Below are 14,797 nucleotides of genomic sequence, written 5' to 3' on the forward strand. Positions count from 1 at the left end.
GGCCAGTGATCCCTCCCCGATCGCGCTCCCAAAATTTAGGACTCCTCCAATGGCCATCGCCAAAGGCTACGCGGCGCCCGCCGCGGGCGCGCCGCTTGGGCCCTTCACGTTCGACCGTCGCGACCCCAATCCCGACGACGTCGTCATCGCCATCAAGTACTGCGGGGTCTGCCACTCCGATATTCACATGGTCGACAACGGCTGGGGTCAGAGCGTCTATCCGATCGTACCTGGCCACGAGATCGCCGGCGTCGTCACCGCCGTCGGCGCGAACGTCACCCGCTTCAAGGAAGGCGACCATGTCGGTGTCGGCTGCTTCGTCGACAGCTGCGTGACCTGCAAGGCCACGCGCGACCTCGACCGCGAGCAGTACCAGCCGGGCCTGGTGCTGACCTACAGCGGCTTCGAGCCCGGTTGGGAGACGCCGACCTATGGCGGCTATTCCGACCACATCGTGGTCAAGGACGACTACGTCCTGTCGATCCCCGAGCACCTGCCGCTGGACGCCGCCGCGCCGCTGCTGTGCGCCGGCATCACGCTTTACTCCCCACTTCGCCACTGGAACGCCGGTCCCGGCAAGAAGGTGGCGATCCTGGGCATGGGCGGCCTGGGCCACATGGGCGTCAAGCTGGCCCACGCCATGGGCGCGGAAGTCACGGTTCTCAGCCAGACGCTGTCCAAGAAGGACGACGGCCTGCGCCTGGGCGCGGACCACTACTACGCCACCAATGATCCCAAGACCTTCGAGACCCTGGCCGACACCTTCGACCTGATCATCTGCACCGTCTCGGCGCCGCTGGACTGGGGCGCGTACCTAGCGCTGCTGAAGGTCGACGGAACCATGGTGCTGGTCGGCGCGCCGGAAGAACCGGCCCAGCTCAACGCCTTCGCCCTGATCCCCGGCCGTCGCACCCTGGCGGGCTCGATGATCGGCTCGATCAAGGAGACGCAGGAGATGCTCGACTTCTGCGGCGAGAAGAACATCGTCGCCGACATCGAGGTGATCTCGATCGACCAGATCAACGCGGCCTACCAGCGCATGCAGAAGAGCGACGTGCGCTATCGCTTCGTGATCGACATGGCCACGCTCTAGCAGGCTCGAAAGGGGGAAGCGCCGCACAGGCGTTTCCCCCGCTTGCCTCAGTGAAAATCGCGACTGCGTAGAAGGCGGCCCGACACCTTCTGGCGTATGCGCGGCGCGGGCGCGCCCGGCTCGTCGCGCAGGCTGGAGAGTTCCGCCGACAGGTCGGTGAAGCGTTCGGCCACCACGTGGATCACGTTATCGGCCCGCTGCACCCGCCCGTGGACGATCAGGAACGAGGCGGTCATCACCACGTTGCGGGCCGCGTCGAACCGGTCTTTCCAGACCACCGCATTGGCCACGCCCGTCTCGTCCTCAAGGGTGACGAACACCACGCCCTTGGCCGTGCCGGGCCGCTGGCGGATCAACACAAGGCCCGCCACCGACACCCTGGCGCCGTCCTTCAATGACAGCAGTCGCTCGGCCGGAACCACGCCCCAGGCGGCCAGCCTAGATCGATAGAAGCCGATCGGATGGGCCTTCAAGGAGAGGCTGGTGGTGCGATAGTCCTCGGCCACCTCCTGGGTCGCGGCCATGGCCGGCAAAGCCACCCGCTCTTCGAACAGCGGCAGGCCCGCCAGCAGCGGCGCCTGGATCGGGGCCTTGTGCTCGCCCTTCAAGCCTTTGACCGCCCATAGGGCCTCGCGACGGCTGAGCCCCACCGAGGCGAAGGCGTCGGCTTCGGCCAGCAGTTCCAGCGCCTTCTGCGGCACACCGCCCTGGGCGAACTCCGCCGGCGTGCGCGCGCCCTCGGCCCTGGCCTTCAACAGCGGCGGGATGTCGAGCGTCTCCCGCAGACCCTTGATCTGGCGAAAGCCCAGCCGCACCGCCTTCCAGCGCGGCCGCGTCTCCTGGCAGGCGACCTTGTCGTGACGAACGGGAGGCGCGCGGAAGCCCGTGCTGACCGGCGCCAGGGTGCAGTCCCAGTCGCTGGCCAGAATATCCGGGGGCAGCACCTCGACCCCATGCTCCCGCGCGTCCCGCACCAGCTGGGCCGGCTGGTAGAAGCCCATAGGCTGGGCGTTGATGAGCGCCGCGCAGAACACGTCGGGCCAAGCCCATTTGATCCAGGCCGAGACATAGACCAGCTTGGCGAAGCTGGCCGCGTGGCTCTCGGGAAAGCCATAGTGGCTGAAGCCCTCGATCTGCTTGAAGCAGCGCTCGGCGAAGGCGCGCTCATAGCCGCGCCCGACCATCCCTTCGATGAACTTGTGACGATAGGCGTCTGGCGAGCCCAGATTGCGGAACGTGGCCATGGCCTTGCGCAGACCATCGGCCTCGTCGGGCGTGACCTTGGCCGCCTCGATGGCCAGGCTCATGGCCTGCTCCTGGAAGAGTGGCACGCCAAAGGTCTTGCCCAGAATCTCCTGCAGTTCGTCGGGCGGTCCATGCTCGGGCGAGGGCTTGGGCCACTCGACCGGCTCCTCGCCGTTCCGTCTCTTCAGGTAGGGATGGACCATGTCGCCTTGGATCGGCCCGGGACGCACGATCGCCACCTGGATGACCAGATCGTAGAACTCGCGCGGACGCAGCCTCGGCAGCATCGACATCTGGGCGCGGCTCTCGACCTGGAACACGCCCACGCTATCGGCCGCACAGAGCATGTCGTAGACGCCCGGAACCTCCTTGGGGATGTCGGCCAGGTCCTTCAGCCAGTCCAGGCCATGATCTTCGCGCAGCATCGTCATGGCCCGCTGGATGGCGTGCAGCATGCCCAGCGCCAGGATATCGACCTTCATCAGGCCCAGGCTGTCGATGTCGTCCTTGTCCCATTCGATGAAGGTCCGGTCCTTCATCGCCGCCTTGCCGATCGGTACGGTCTCGTCCAAGCGGCGCTTGGTCAGGACAAAGCCGCCGACATGCTGCGAGAGGTGACGCGGAAAACCGATGAGGTCGTTCGCAAGCCCGACCGCGCGGGCGATCTCGGGCGCTTCGGGGTCCAGCCCCGCCTTGCGCAGATGCTCCTCAGGCAGGCCGTCGCCCCAGCTGCCCCAGACCGTGCCGGCCAGCAGGCTGGTGACGTCCTCGGTCAGGCCGAGCGCCTTGCCGACATCCCGGATGGCGCTGCGCGGCCGATAGTGGATCACAGTCCCGCAGATGGCGGCGTAGTCGCGACCATAGCGGCGGAACACGTACTGCATCACCTCCTCGCGTCGGTCATGCTCGAAGTCGACGTCGATGTCGGGCGGCTCGCCCCGGTTCTCAGAAATGAAGCGGGTGAACAGCAGGCGGTGCTCGGTGGGGTCGATCGCCGTCACGCCCAGGCAGAAACAGACCGAGGAATTGGCCGCCGAGCCCCGCCCCTGGCACAGGATGTCCATGCGCCGAGCCTCGCGCACGATGTCGTGCACGGTGATAAAGTAGTTGGGATAGTCCATCTTCTCGATCAGCCGCAGCTCCTCCTGGATCTGGGCGGTGACCTTGGCGCTGACCCCGTTCGGATAGCGCCAGGCTGCGCCCTTCCAGGTCAGGTCGGTCAGGTGCTGCATCGCCGTCTTGCCGGGCGGCACCGGTTCGTCCGGGTACTGCTCGCGGATGTCCTTCAGGTCGAAGCCGATGCGCTCGACGATCTCGAGCGTCCGCTCGACCGCGCGGGGCCAGCGGTCGAACAGGCGCGCCATCTCCTCAGGAGACTTGATGTGGCGCTCGGCGTTGGCCTCCAGTCGAAAGCCCGCCTCCTGGATCGAGCAATGCTCGCGCACGCAGCTGATCACGTCCTGCAGCGGACGCCGTTCCGGACCGTGATAGAGCACGTCATTGGTGGCGACCATCGGCGCGCCGGAGGTGCGACCGAGGCTCTCCAGCCGCGCCAGGCGCTGAAGATCGCGTGCGGCATAGGCTCGACTGGCCGCCAGCCAAGACCGTCCCCGCAGGTCGCCGGCCATGCGGTTCAGGTCCCGTTCGAACCTGTCATCCAGGACCCTGGGCGGAACGATCAGCCCCAACTGCCCCTCAGCATGATCCAGAAAATCCGCCCAGGTCAGGTAGCACTCGCCCTTTTCGGCCCGTAATTGCCCCACGGTGAGTAGCCGGGTCAGGCGGCCGAACGCCTCACGATCGGTAGGATAGCAGAGCAGACTTGGCGTACCGTCCATGAAGTCCAGACGGCAACCGGTCAGTATACGGATCGATCGTCGCTTGGCCGCCGTCCAGGCCCGTACCACGCCCGCCAGGCTGTTGCGGTCGACAATGCCGATCGCCGTCAGCCCCAGCGCCTCAGCTGTGAGCGCCAGTTCCTCGGCGTGCGATGCGCCACGCAGGAACGAGAAGTTGGTGGTCGCCTGCAGTTCGGCATAGGCGGGAAGGCGCATGTTAGATCCTCCCCCTTGCGGGGGAGGTGTCGGCGTAGCCGACGGAGGGGGAAGCCTTTAGGCCTTGCCCCTCCCCCCTCCGACGCTTCGCGCCGCCTCCCCCATGGGGGGAGGATTTGAGCCCCCTAACCGAACAGGCCATGGATCCACCATTTCGGCGCGTCCTCGCCGCCATAGAGGCCCTGACGGAAGATCCAGAAGCGGCCGCCGGCGTCGTCCTCCACCCGATAATAGTCACGCACCTTGCCCGGACCGGTTTGTCCCTTCTCCACCCCGGCCCGCCACCATTCCTGGCCGATCCGCTCGGGTCCCTCGGCCCGCCGGACGCGATGGGAACGCCCCCGCCAGGTGAACAGGCGCGGCGGATAGTCGGGCAACTCGGCGGCGATCGCGACGATCACCTCTGGCCGCTTGAACAGCCGCACCGGCCTTGGCCGGTCAGGGTCCCACCGCGCCGCCGGCGGCGGATCCAGAGGCCCCACGCGTACGACCGAACGCTCGGGCACATGGCTCTCGAACGGGTCAGCGCGCCAAACTCGGTTCTCGCCCAACCGGTTGACCAGGCGATCGATCAACGGCGCCAGCGTCTCGTCGGCGCTGGCCGCAGCGTCCGCGTCGAGACGCGCCTGAGCCGCCGCCATCGGCTCCACCGCTGAGGCGTGGACCGTCACCACCTCGATCCCGAAGCCCGGATCGACCACGTCCAGCTTGGGCTTGACCAGCCTGGCCAGTCGCTGGGCGTCACGGCCGATCCGCGCCAATCCCACGCGCACCGGAAAAGCGCGCCCGTCCAGGCGGTGGAAGACCACCTCGAAACGCTTGGCGCCGCGCCCCTCGGCCTCCAGCCGGGCGCAGATCAGAGCCAGGGCGTCGGCCGCCACCCGGGCCAGGTCCTCAGGCGCGCTGATCGGCTCGAAGAAAGCCAGTCGGTCAAACCACGGCGAGGCGGGACGGCGGAAGGTCAGGGCCTCGCTGGCCGCGCCCAAGGCCTGGTCCAGGTGCAGGACCGCCGCCAGTCCGAACCGCTTGGCCAATTGCGCCCGGGGCAGGGCCAGAACCTGTCCCACACGGTGCAGGCCCAGGCGGGGCAGCTGGGCTTCGGCGGCTTCGCCCAGGCGCAAGGCTGCGACGGGAAGGGTCGCGATCGAGGCCCTCTGCTCCCCCGGCGGCGCGATGGCGAGGTCGGGCCCGAACCGCGCCAGGGCCCAGGCCGCGCCGGCCGTGTCGGCGATCGCCGCCCGCGCGGGGACGCCCCACCGCGCCAGCCGCGACACCAGATCGACCAGCATGGCCGCTTCGCCGCCCCACAGGTGGTCGGTCCCAGTGATGTCCAGGAACAGGCCATCGTCACCGTCGATCGCCACCGCCGGCGAGAAGCGGACGCACCAGTCGCACAGCGCCTCCAGCGCCGCATGGTCCGCCGCCGGATCATGGTCGGCCGTGACGAGGTTCGGGACCAGCGCCAGGGCGTCGGCGGCCTTCTGACCGGGGTAGAGACCCAGAGAGCGCGCCTGATCATCGATGGCGGCGAGGCGTCGGGTTCCGCGTTCGGAGACAAGGAGGGCGAAGGGAGCTTCAAAAGACCCTCCCCCCAGCGGGGGAGGTGTCGCCGTAGGCGACGGAGGGGGAAGTCCCGCTGATCCTGCCTCTTCCCCCTCCGGCCTGCGGCCTCCTCCCCCTTGGGGGGAGGATGGTTTACCCGACGCGCCGCACGGCCTCCGTCGCCGCCACGTCGTGATCGGCCAGTTGGGACACCAGACGGAAAGGATGCGGGCCATGGCCGGCCTCCTGAGCTTGCAAGATCCAGCCGCCGGGACGCCCGCCCCGGCAGCGCTCGAGTTCGACCCGCCATCGCGGCGGACCCAGCCCGATATCGTCCGGCGGCGGGCCGCTGGGAGCCGGCGCGATCCGCCAGCGACTGAACGACGCCGAACCGGAGACGAGCCTTGGCTTGCCCCCTGCTTGTCCCCCGTAGGGGCGGCGGTGCAGCACCACGCCAAAACCGCCGCGCTTCTCGCAGGCCAGTTGCAGGCGGCGCCCGGCGGTCAGATCCGGCGCCTCGGCCTCGGCCACGGCGGCGGCGACGCCTTGGGTCGACAGTGCGTCCTCCAGCAGCGACAGGGTTTCAGCCTCATCGCGGGCCCGAACCTGGATCAGCCGCCCCGCCGGAAACCCCAAGCCAAGCAGGCCTGGCGCGAAGAGATCGGCCCGTCGCGCCACCCAGACCACCGCCCCGCCCTTGCATTCCGTCAGCCTACGGACCATCTGGGCGACAAAGGCGGCGGGCGCGGCGCCGGTTTCGCCCTCCAGCCCCGCACCGGTCACCTCATGCCAGCTGGCCAGCGGCAGACCACCGCCCGGAAAGCACCCGTCGATCACCGGCTCTCCGAACGACAGCACCGGAGTCGGAGTCCGAGTCCCCGCTTCCATCGCGGCGATCCGGCCTCTCAGGGCCGCAAGACGCGCCTCGCGCGATCCGGCCATTCCCAACTCCATGTTCTACCTTTGTTCTGATCTTCCTGAGCTGGAGAGTCAAGGCTTGGAGAGTCGCGCCAGACCGGCCAAAGTGTCTCAAACGGCCGTATGAAGCCCCGCAGGAAGCGTCATGTCCCTCTCCCGAGTTCTGATCGCCAACCGGGGCGAGATCGCGGTCCGGATCGCCCGCGCGGCGGCCGAGACGGGGCTCGAGAGCGTGGCCGTGTACGCCACCGACGACGCGCAAAGCCCGCATGTCGGCGCTGCTGATCGCGCCGTCGCCCTGCCGGGCGCGGGGGCGCGGGCCTATCTCGACATCGCCGCCGTGGTGGCCGCCGCCAAGGCGCAGGGCTGCGACGCTCTGCATCCCGGCTATGGCTTCCTGTCGGAGAACCCGGCCCTGGCCCGGGCCTGCGCCGAGGTCGGGATCGTCTTCATCGGCCCCTCGCCCGAGCACCTGACGACCTTCGGCGACAAGGCCGCCGCCCGCGCCCTGGCCGCCGAGCGCGGCCTGCCGCTGATCCCCGGAACCGGCGCGATCACCCTGGAGGCCGCCCGCGCCTTCCAGGCCGAGCATGGGGCGATCATGCTGAAGGCCCGGGCCGGCGGCGGCGGACGTGGCATGCGCATGGTGCTCGACCCCGGCGAACTGGACGCCGCCTTCGCCGCCTGCGAACGCGAAGCCCTGGCCGCGTTCGGCGACGGCGGTCTCTATGCGGAAAAGCTGATCGAGCGCGCCCGCCATATCGAGGTGCAGATCGTCGGCGACGGCGATCAGGTGCTGGCCCTGGGCGATCGCGACTGCTCGCTGCAGCGGCGCAACCAGAAGCTGGTCGAGATCGCGCCCGCCGCCCTGCCCGACAACCTGCGCGCCGCCCTCGCCGGCTGGTCCGAGCGCCTGTGCGCCGGCTATCGGGGGCTGGCGACCGTCGAGTTTCTGGTCGACGCCGATCCGCATTCGCCCTTGGGGGGCGAGGCCTTCTTCATCGAGGTCAATCCGCGTCTGCAGGTCGAGCACACGGTGACCGAGGAGGTCACGGGCCTGGACCTCGTGCGGCTGCAGTTCGATCTGGCGGCGGGTCACCGCCTGGGCGAGCTGGAGCTGACCAACACCCCGCCGCCGTTCGGCGTGGCCATCCAGGCGCGGATCAACGCCGAGACCCTGACCGCCGACGGTCAGGTGCGCCCGTCGACCGGGACCTTGAGCGCCTGGACGCCGCCGGGCGGCCCCGGCGTGCGCGTCGATGCAGGCGTCTCAGCGGGGCTCACCATTGGCGCGGCCTATGACAGCCTACTGGCCAAGGTGATCGTCAGAGGACGGACGCCCGGCGAGGCTTCCAGCCGGCTGGACCGCGCCTTGGCCGAGCTGAAGGTCGCCGGCGTGGCGACCACCGCGCCGCTGGTCCGCGCCATTCTGGCCCATCCGACCGCCGTAACCGGCGAGGTCACAACGACCTTCATCGCCCAGCATGCCGAGACCCTGGCGGCCGAGGCCCAGCGCCTGACGCCCGAGACCACGGCGAGCGTCACGCACTTCGAGGCCCTGGCGGGCGCCGAGCCTGTCATTGCGCCGCTGGCGGCCACGGTCGGCGCCATCACGATCCGCGAAGGTGACCTCGTCCGTCCGGGTCAGGCCCTAGCGGTGCTGGAGGCGATGAAGATGGAGCACCTGGTCTGCGCCAGCGCCGGCGGGCGGGTGGTCAAGATCGCCATCCAGGGCGGCCAGACCGTCGCCGAGGGCCAGCCGCTGGTCTTCCTGGAGCCGGCGGAGGTCGAGGGCGCACTCGACGGGGAGACCGTCGAACAAGACCTGGACGCCCTTCGCCCGGACCTCGCCGAGGTGGTCGCCCGCCATCGCCACACCCTGGACGAAGCGCGCCCCGAGGCGGTCGCCAAGCGGCGCAAGACCGGCCACCGCACCGCGCGCGAGAACATCGACGATCTGGTCGATCCCGGCAGCTTCCTGGAATACGGCGCGCTGGCCATCGCCGCCCAGAAAAGACGGCGCTCGACCGAGGACCTGATCGCCAACACACCCGCCGACGGACTGATCACCGGCATCGGGACGGTCAACGGCGCGCTGTTCCCGCCCGAAAAGGCGCGCACGGCGGCGCTGGCCTATGACTTCACCGTGCTGGCCGGCACCCAAGGCGCGATGAACCATCGCAAGTCCGACCGGCTGATGGCGCTGATCGCCGACCAGAAGCTGCCGGTGGTCTGGTTCGCCGAGGGCGGTGGCGGGCGTCCGGGCGACACCGACACCACGGCCGTGGCGGGCCTGGACGTGCCGACCTTCCGCAGCTTCGCCCAGCTGTCGGGCCTGGTTCCCAAGATCGCCATCGTCGCGGGCCGCTGCTTCGCCGGCAACGCCGCCATCGCGGGCCTTTCAGAGATCATAATCGCCACCCGCGACAGCAACCTCGGCATGGGCGGTCCGGCCATGATCGAGGGCGGCGGCCTGGGCGTCTTTCGTCCCGAGCAGATCGGGCCGGCGGCTCATCAGTGGAAGAACGGCGTCATCGACATCCTGGCCGATGACGAGGCTGACGCCACGCGGCTGGCCAAGCAGGCGCTGTCCTACTTCCAAGGAACGCTATCGACCTGGACCGCGCCTGACCAGCGGCGCCTGCGCCACGCGATCCCGGAGAACCGCCTGCGGGTCTACGACGTCCGCGCGCTGATCGCCGGCCTCGTCGACGAAGGCTCCTTCCTCGAACTGCGCGGCGGTTTCGCGGCCGGCATGGTCACGGGCCTGATCCGGATCGAAGGCCGCCCCTTGGGCCTGATCGCCAACGACCCGCGCCATCTGGGCGGGGCCATCGACTGTGAGGGCGCCGAGAAGGCCGCCCGCTTCCTGCAACTGTGCGACGCCTTCGCCCTGCCGGTCCTGAGCCTGTGCGACACGCCCGGCTTCATGGTGGGGCCCGACAGCGAGGACGCCGCCGCCGTGCGCCGGGTCAGCCGTCAGTTCATCGCCGGCGCCAAGCTGCGTTCGCCCCTGTTCACGATCGTCACGCGTAAGGGCTACGGCCTGGGCGCTCAGGCCATGGCGGGCGGTAGCTTCCACAGCCCCGCCTTCATCGCCGCCTGGCCCACGGGCGAGTTCGGCGGCATGGGCCTGGAAGGCGCCGTCAAGCTGGGCTACCGCAAGGAGCTGGAAGCCGAGATCGATCCGGTCAAACAGAAGGCGCTCTACGACCAGCTGGTCGCCCGGCTCTATGCGGCGGGCAAGGCCACCAGCATGGCGGCGGCTCTGGAAATCGACGCCGTCATCGATCCTGCCGACACGCGGCGCTGGGTGATCGGCGGATTGGACGCGGCGGTGGGCTTGAGCCGCCCGTGGGAGGTGCGGGTGGACAGCTTCTAAGGGACCCGACGCCTTGCCATCCGACTTCCCCGGCGAATGCCGGGGTCCAGATCGAACCTACGAACGTCCGCGGGGGCGACTACAGCCTTTGGCGCAGACACCGCAGGCTCCCAGAATGAATCTGGGCCCCGGCATTCGCCGGGGAGGTCGATCTCTTTAGGTCCCGCTGGGCCTAGTCTCTGTTCAGCCCGTCACGAACCATGATCGGCCCAAAGAAGAACCCGATACCAAGAGCGTCGGCGACGATGTCGAACACGTCCGCGTCGCGCCCGATGATCGGCAGGCCCTGCAGGATCTCGATGGCGACACCGAAACCCAGCAGCACGATCGCGATCTTCCACCAGCGACTGCGCGGCAGGGCCATCGTCGCCAGGAAGGTCAGGCCGTAGAAGACGATGAAGTGCTTGGCCTTGTCCCAGGGGATCAGGCCTGTGGTGTCGTCGCCCGGCGCGAGGGCTGCGTAAAGCGTGAACGCGACCGCAGCGATAAAGACCAGAAGGCCAGGCCAGCGGATCTTGCGGGGGACAAGCAGCGACATTCGGGACCTTGGATGATCCCTCTTCCCTTGCGGGAGAGGGTGGCCCGAAGGGCCGGGTGAGGGGTCGCGCTGGCGATACCGCGCAACCCCTCATCCGTCATCCTTCGGATGACACCTTCTCCCGCAAGGGGGAGAAGGAGACAAACCTCAGAACGTCAGCGCGCGCGCTTCCTTGACGTGCGGCAGCGCCTGGATCTTGGCCAGCAGGGCCGCGTCCGGCGCCTGGTCGACGCCCACCAGCGCGATGGCGTCTTCGTCGGCCGAAACCCGGCCCAGGTTGAAGGTGGCGATGTTGACGCCCGCCTCGCCCAGCAGCATGCCCAGCGCGCCGATGAAGCCCGGCTTGTCCAGGTTGTTGACGTACAGCATGGCCGGCGAGAAGGCCGCGTCCAGCTCCATGCCCTTGACCTCGACGATGCGCGGGGCGCCGGCGATCACCGTACCGGCGAAGGCGCGCTTGCCCTTCTCGGTGGTGATGGTCACGCGCATCAGGCTGTCATAGGTGGGGCTGACTTCCTGGCGGCTCTCCGAGACGGTGATGCCGCGCTCCTTGGCGATGGCCGGGGCGGAGACCATGTTGATCTCGGCCAGCATCGGCTTGAGCACGCCGGCCAGGGCGGCCGAGGTCATCGGCTTGACGTTGAGGTTCGAAACCTCGCCCTCATACGCGATGTCGATCGCCTTGACGCCGAAGTCGACCATCTGGCCGGCGAAGGCGCCGATCTTCTCGGCCAGGGCCACGAACGGCTTTAGCTTGGGGGCTTCTTCGGCGGTGATCGACGGGCTGTTCAGGGCGTTGGTCACCGCGCCGGTCAGGAGGTAGTCCGAAACCTGCTCGGCGACCTGCAGGGCGACGTTCTCCTGGGCTTCATTGGTGCTGGCGCCCAGGTGCGGGGTAGCCACGACCTTGTCGCTGCCGAACAGCGGGTTTTCCTTGGCCGGCTCAACGGTGAACACGTCAAAGGCCGCGCCGCCGACATGACCCTCGTCCAGCAGCTTGCGCAGGGCCGCCTCGTCGACCAGGCCGCCACGGGCGCAGTTGACGATCATCACGCCCTTCTTGGTCTTGGCCAGGTTCTCGGCCGACAGGATGTTGCGGGTCTTGTCGGTCAGCGGGGTGTGCAGGGTGATGACGTCGGCGCGGGCCAAGAGGTCTTCCAGCTCGACCTTCTCGACGCCCATCTCGACGGCCCGCTCGGGCGACAGGAAGGGGTCGTAGGCCACGACCTTCATCTTCAGGCCCAGCGCGCGGTCGGCGACGATGCCGCCGATGTTGCCGGCGCCGATCAGGCCCAGGGTCTTGGCGTAGAGCTCAACACCCATGAAGCGGTTCTTCTCCCACTTGCCGGCCTGGGTGGAAACATCGGCGGCGGGGATCTGGCGGGCCAGGGCGAACATCATGGCGATGGCGTGCTCGGCCGTGGTGATCGAGTTGCCGAAGGGCGTGTTCATCACGACGATGCCCTTGGCCGTGGCGGCCGGGATGTCGACATTGTCCACGCCGATGCCGGCACGGGCGATAACGCGCAGTTTGTTCGCGGCGGCGATGACGTCCTTGTCGAGCTTGGCGCCCGAGCGGATGGCGATGCCGTCATAGTCGCCGATCACGGCGATCAGTTCGTCCTTCGACAGGCCGGTCTTGATGTCGAAGTCGAGGCCGCGGTTCTTGAAGATCTCGACGGCGGCGGGGCTGAGCTTGTCAGCGATGAGGACGCGGGGAGCGGTCATGGGGATGTGTCCAGTTTCAGGTAGCCGCCCTCGTCCTTCGACAGGCTCAGGATGAGGGCTACTGAAGGGCGGGTCTGAAATCCTCATCCTGAGCTTGTCGAAGGACGAGGATTTCAGCCGCTGTGCGGAGAAGGCTTTAAGCGGCGGCCAGTTCGGCCGAGACGATGGCGAAGGCCCAGTCGAGCCAGGGCGTCAGGGCCTCGAGGTCCGAAGCCTCGACCGTGGCGCCGCACCAGATGCGCAGGCCGGCCGGAGCGTCGCGATAGCCGCCGATGTCGAGGGCCGCGCCCTCCTTCTCGAGCAGGCTGGCCAGCTTCTTGGCGAAGTCGGCTTGGGCGTCTTCCGGCAGGGCGCAGATCGCGGGATCGACGACCTTCAGGCACACCGAGGTGTTGGAGCGGATCTCCGGCGTGGCGGCCAGGAAATCGACCCACGGGGTCTTGGCGACCCAGTCAGCCAGGACCTTCAGGTTCTGGTCGGCGCGGGCCTGCATGGCTTGCAGACCGCCGATGGACGAAGCCCACTTCAGGGCGTCCAGGGCGTCTTCCACGCAGAGCATCGACGGGGTGTTGATGGTCGCGCCTTCGAAGATGTCGGCGGCGATCTTCCCGTTCTTGGTCATGCGGAACAGCTTCGGCATCGGCCAGGCCGGCGTGTAGCTTTCCAGGCGGGCCACAGCGCGCGGCGACAGGATCAGGACGCCGTGCGCGCCCTCGCCGCCCAGCGCCTTCTGCCAGGAGAAGGTCACGACATCGAGCTTGGTCCAGTCCAGATCCTGGGCGAAGGCCGCCGAGGTGGCGTCGCAGATGGTGATGCCCTCACGCTCGGCCGAGATGAAGTCGGCGTTGGGCACGCGCACGCCCGAGGTCGTGCCGTTCCAGGTGAAGACCAGATCCTTGGCCGGATCGACCTTGGACGTGTCGGGCAGCTGGCCGTACGGGGCGCTCAGCACCTCGACGTCGGGCAGCTTCAGTTGCTTGGTGACGTCCGTGACCCAATCCTTGCCGAAGGACTCGAAGGCCAGCAGCTGCACGGGGCGCGCGCCCAGCATCGACCACATCGCCATTTCGACGGCGCCGGTGTCCGAACCGGCGACGATGCCGATCAGGAAGTCGGCCGGGACCTCCAGCACTTCGCGCGTCTGGTCGATGGCGGCCTTCAGGCGCGCCTTGCCCAGCTTGGAGCGGTGCGAGCGACCCAGGACGGCGTTTCTAAGATTTTCGGGGGTCCAGCCCGGCCTTTTGGCACAAGGTCCGGAAGAGAACTCGGGGCGAGCCGGGCGGATCGCCGGCTTGGCGAGGGTCGTGGTCATAGCGATGTCTCCCATCCTTACAGATGGACTGCGCCCCGTTGGGGGGGCGTGGCCCGCCGGCGAGAAACCGCGTCTGGAGGGGAATTGCAAGGAGAGATTTGTCGCGGAGGCGCGAAAACCACCCGCTGCAGGGAATTATTTGTCCGCGCGACGAGCGGCAAGGATGACGCCGACCAGCAGACAGCAGAGAACGCCGAGCGTCACTAGATTGTTTACGGTGGCGTAGAGCTTGTCGTAGCTCTTGTTGGCGACAAGGTAGTAGGCGTGAAGGCTGAACTGCACACCTTGCAATAGGACTGCGACACCTAGCCAAGCGGTCGTATGGCGCAATGCGAGAAGCAAGAGCCCCAAGGCTAACGCGCCATCGAGCGCCAGATAAACCCCGCGCACGGTGTTCGTATCTGGGATAAAGCCCGACAGGGTGAACCCTATGGTTACGAGAAGGACTAAGAGCGCCCCTCGCCTTTCGGCCTCGCCTCCCCACCGCCGAGCGGTGAAAAAAGCTACAGCCAGGAGAAGCCAACCGGTCAGTACGAGGATTTGAAGGTGGGCGAACATAAGAGCTAAGCCTCTAACCGAGATTAGAGGCCTAGAGTGTTAAACTATCGCAATGTGCGATCACGAAAACTTAGACAACCTCACGGAGGCCTTGCGGCGGCGGAAGCTGCTCTTCCTTGATCAGGCCACCCATGCGAGTGCGAATGCCAACGCGCAGGCGCGTTTCATCCAGTTGGCTATGAGCCTCGACGAGGGCGCTGCGGGCCGCCGCCAGGGCTTGGATCGCGTCGGCGACCTTCGAGCAAGCCGCGTCGCCGACCGTGGCCGAAAGACCCAGATCCTTACGAGCCTGCATCAGCTCGGCCATCATGCCGGAAACCTCGATCATCGCAGCGTCAACAGCCGCTTCCGTCGCGAACAACTTGGTCGCCACGCGTTGAGCAACAAAAACCTTTTCCACGCCCGCCTCCAGTTAATGAAACACTAA

At 68.0% G+C, this 14,797-nt stretch carries 10 protein-coding genes and 1 pseudogene; 3 read left to right on the plus strand and 8 right to left on the minus strand.

Annotated features, from left to right (window positions below):
• Positions 1 to 49 precede the first annotated feature (49 nt).
• On the plus strand, positions 50 to 1,093 hold the full coding sequence (locus OVA11_RS00085) for an NAD(P)-dependent alcohol dehydrogenase (RefSeq protein WP_268065491.1): 1,044 nt from the start codon (positions 50 to 52) through the stop codon (positions 1,091 to 1,093).
• Between the two features lie 47 nt (positions 1,094 to 1,140).
• Here the strand turns inward: OVA11_RS00085 and OVA11_RS00090 are convergent, their stop codons facing one another.
• The 3 genes from OVA11_RS00090 to OVA11_RS00100 form a co-directional block, all read right to left on the minus strand.
• Positions 1,141 to 4,392 carry an error-prone DNA polymerase gene (locus OVA11_RS00090; RefSeq protein ID WP_268065492.1) on the minus strand — a complete coding sequence of 1,084 codons (3,252 nt, stop codon included), beginning with the start codon at positions 4,390 to 4,392 and terminating at the stop codon, positions 1,141 to 1,143.
• A gap of 125 nt (positions 4,393 to 4,517) precedes the next feature.
• The gene (locus tag OVA11_RS00095) at positions 4,518 to 5,894 is read right to left on the minus strand and encodes a Y-family DNA polymerase (RefSeq protein WP_442780899.1); all 1,377 of its coding nucleotides are present in this window, start codon (positions 5,892 to 5,894) and stop codon (positions 4,518 to 4,520) included.
• A 193-nt stretch (positions 5,895 to 6,087) separates the two neighbouring features.
• Complete coding sequence (locus OVA11_RS00100) at positions 6,088 to 6,888, minus strand: ImuA family protein (protein ID WP_268065494.1); 801 nt, start codon at positions 6,886 to 6,888, stop codon at positions 6,088 to 6,090.
• A 109-nt stretch (positions 6,889 to 6,997) separates the two neighbouring features.
• Between OVA11_RS00100 and OVA11_RS00105 the strand changes: the two genes are divergently transcribed.
• Positions 6,998 to 10,234 (plus strand): acetyl-CoA carboxylase family protein, encoded by a 3,237-nt coding sequence (locus OVA11_RS00105; protein WP_268065495.1) that lies wholly within the window; start codon positions 6,998 to 7,000, stop codon positions 10,232 to 10,234.
• A gap of 172 nt (positions 10,235 to 10,406) precedes the next feature.
• Here the strand turns inward: OVA11_RS00105 and OVA11_RS00110 are convergent, their stop codons facing one another.
• Positions 10,407 to 10,772, minus strand: a complete 366-nt coding sequence (locus OVA11_RS00110) for a VanZ family protein (protein WP_268065496.1) — start codon at positions 10,770 to 10,772, stop codon at positions 10,407 to 10,409.
• A 147-nt stretch (positions 10,773 to 10,919) separates the two neighbouring features.
• Positions 10,920 to 12,500 (minus strand): phosphoglycerate dehydrogenase, encoded by a 1,581-nt coding sequence (gene serA, locus OVA11_RS00115; protein ID WP_268065497.1) that lies wholly within the window; start codon positions 12,498 to 12,500, stop codon positions 10,920 to 10,922.
• Between the two features lie 24 nt (positions 12,501 to 12,524).
• Here serA and OVA11_RS19745 point away from each other — a divergent pair.
• Positions 12,525 to 12,615, plus strand: a pseudogene (locus OVA11_RS19745) (hypothetical protein); the annotation flags it as partial.
• 21 nt (positions 12,616 to 12,636) lie between these two features.
• Here the strand turns inward: OVA11_RS19745 and OVA11_RS00125 are convergent.
• The 3 genes from OVA11_RS00125 to OVA11_RS00135 form a co-directional block, all read right to left on the minus strand.
• Entirely contained in the window at positions 12,637 to 13,812 is a 1,176-nt protein-coding gene (locus OVA11_RS00125; protein ID WP_268065498.1) for a phosphoserine transaminase, read from the minus strand.
• Positions 13,813 to 13,947: 135 nt separating this feature from the next.
• Positions 13,948 to 14,370 (minus strand): hypothetical protein, encoded by a 423-nt coding sequence (locus OVA11_RS00130; protein ID WP_096034320.1) that lies wholly within the window; start codon positions 14,368 to 14,370, stop codon positions 13,948 to 13,950.
• Between the two features lie 70 nt (positions 14,371 to 14,440).
• Complete coding sequence (locus tag OVA11_RS00135; protein ID WP_096034321.1) at positions 14,441 to 14,770, minus strand: hypothetical protein; 330 nt, start codon at positions 14,768 to 14,770, stop codon at positions 14,441 to 14,443.
• Positions 14,771 to 14,797 lie beyond the last annotated feature (27 nt).

This window comes from Caulobacter sp. SL161 (assembly GCF_026672375.1).
Lineage (GTDB): Bacteria > Pseudomonadota > Alphaproteobacteria > Caulobacterales > Caulobacteraceae > Caulobacter.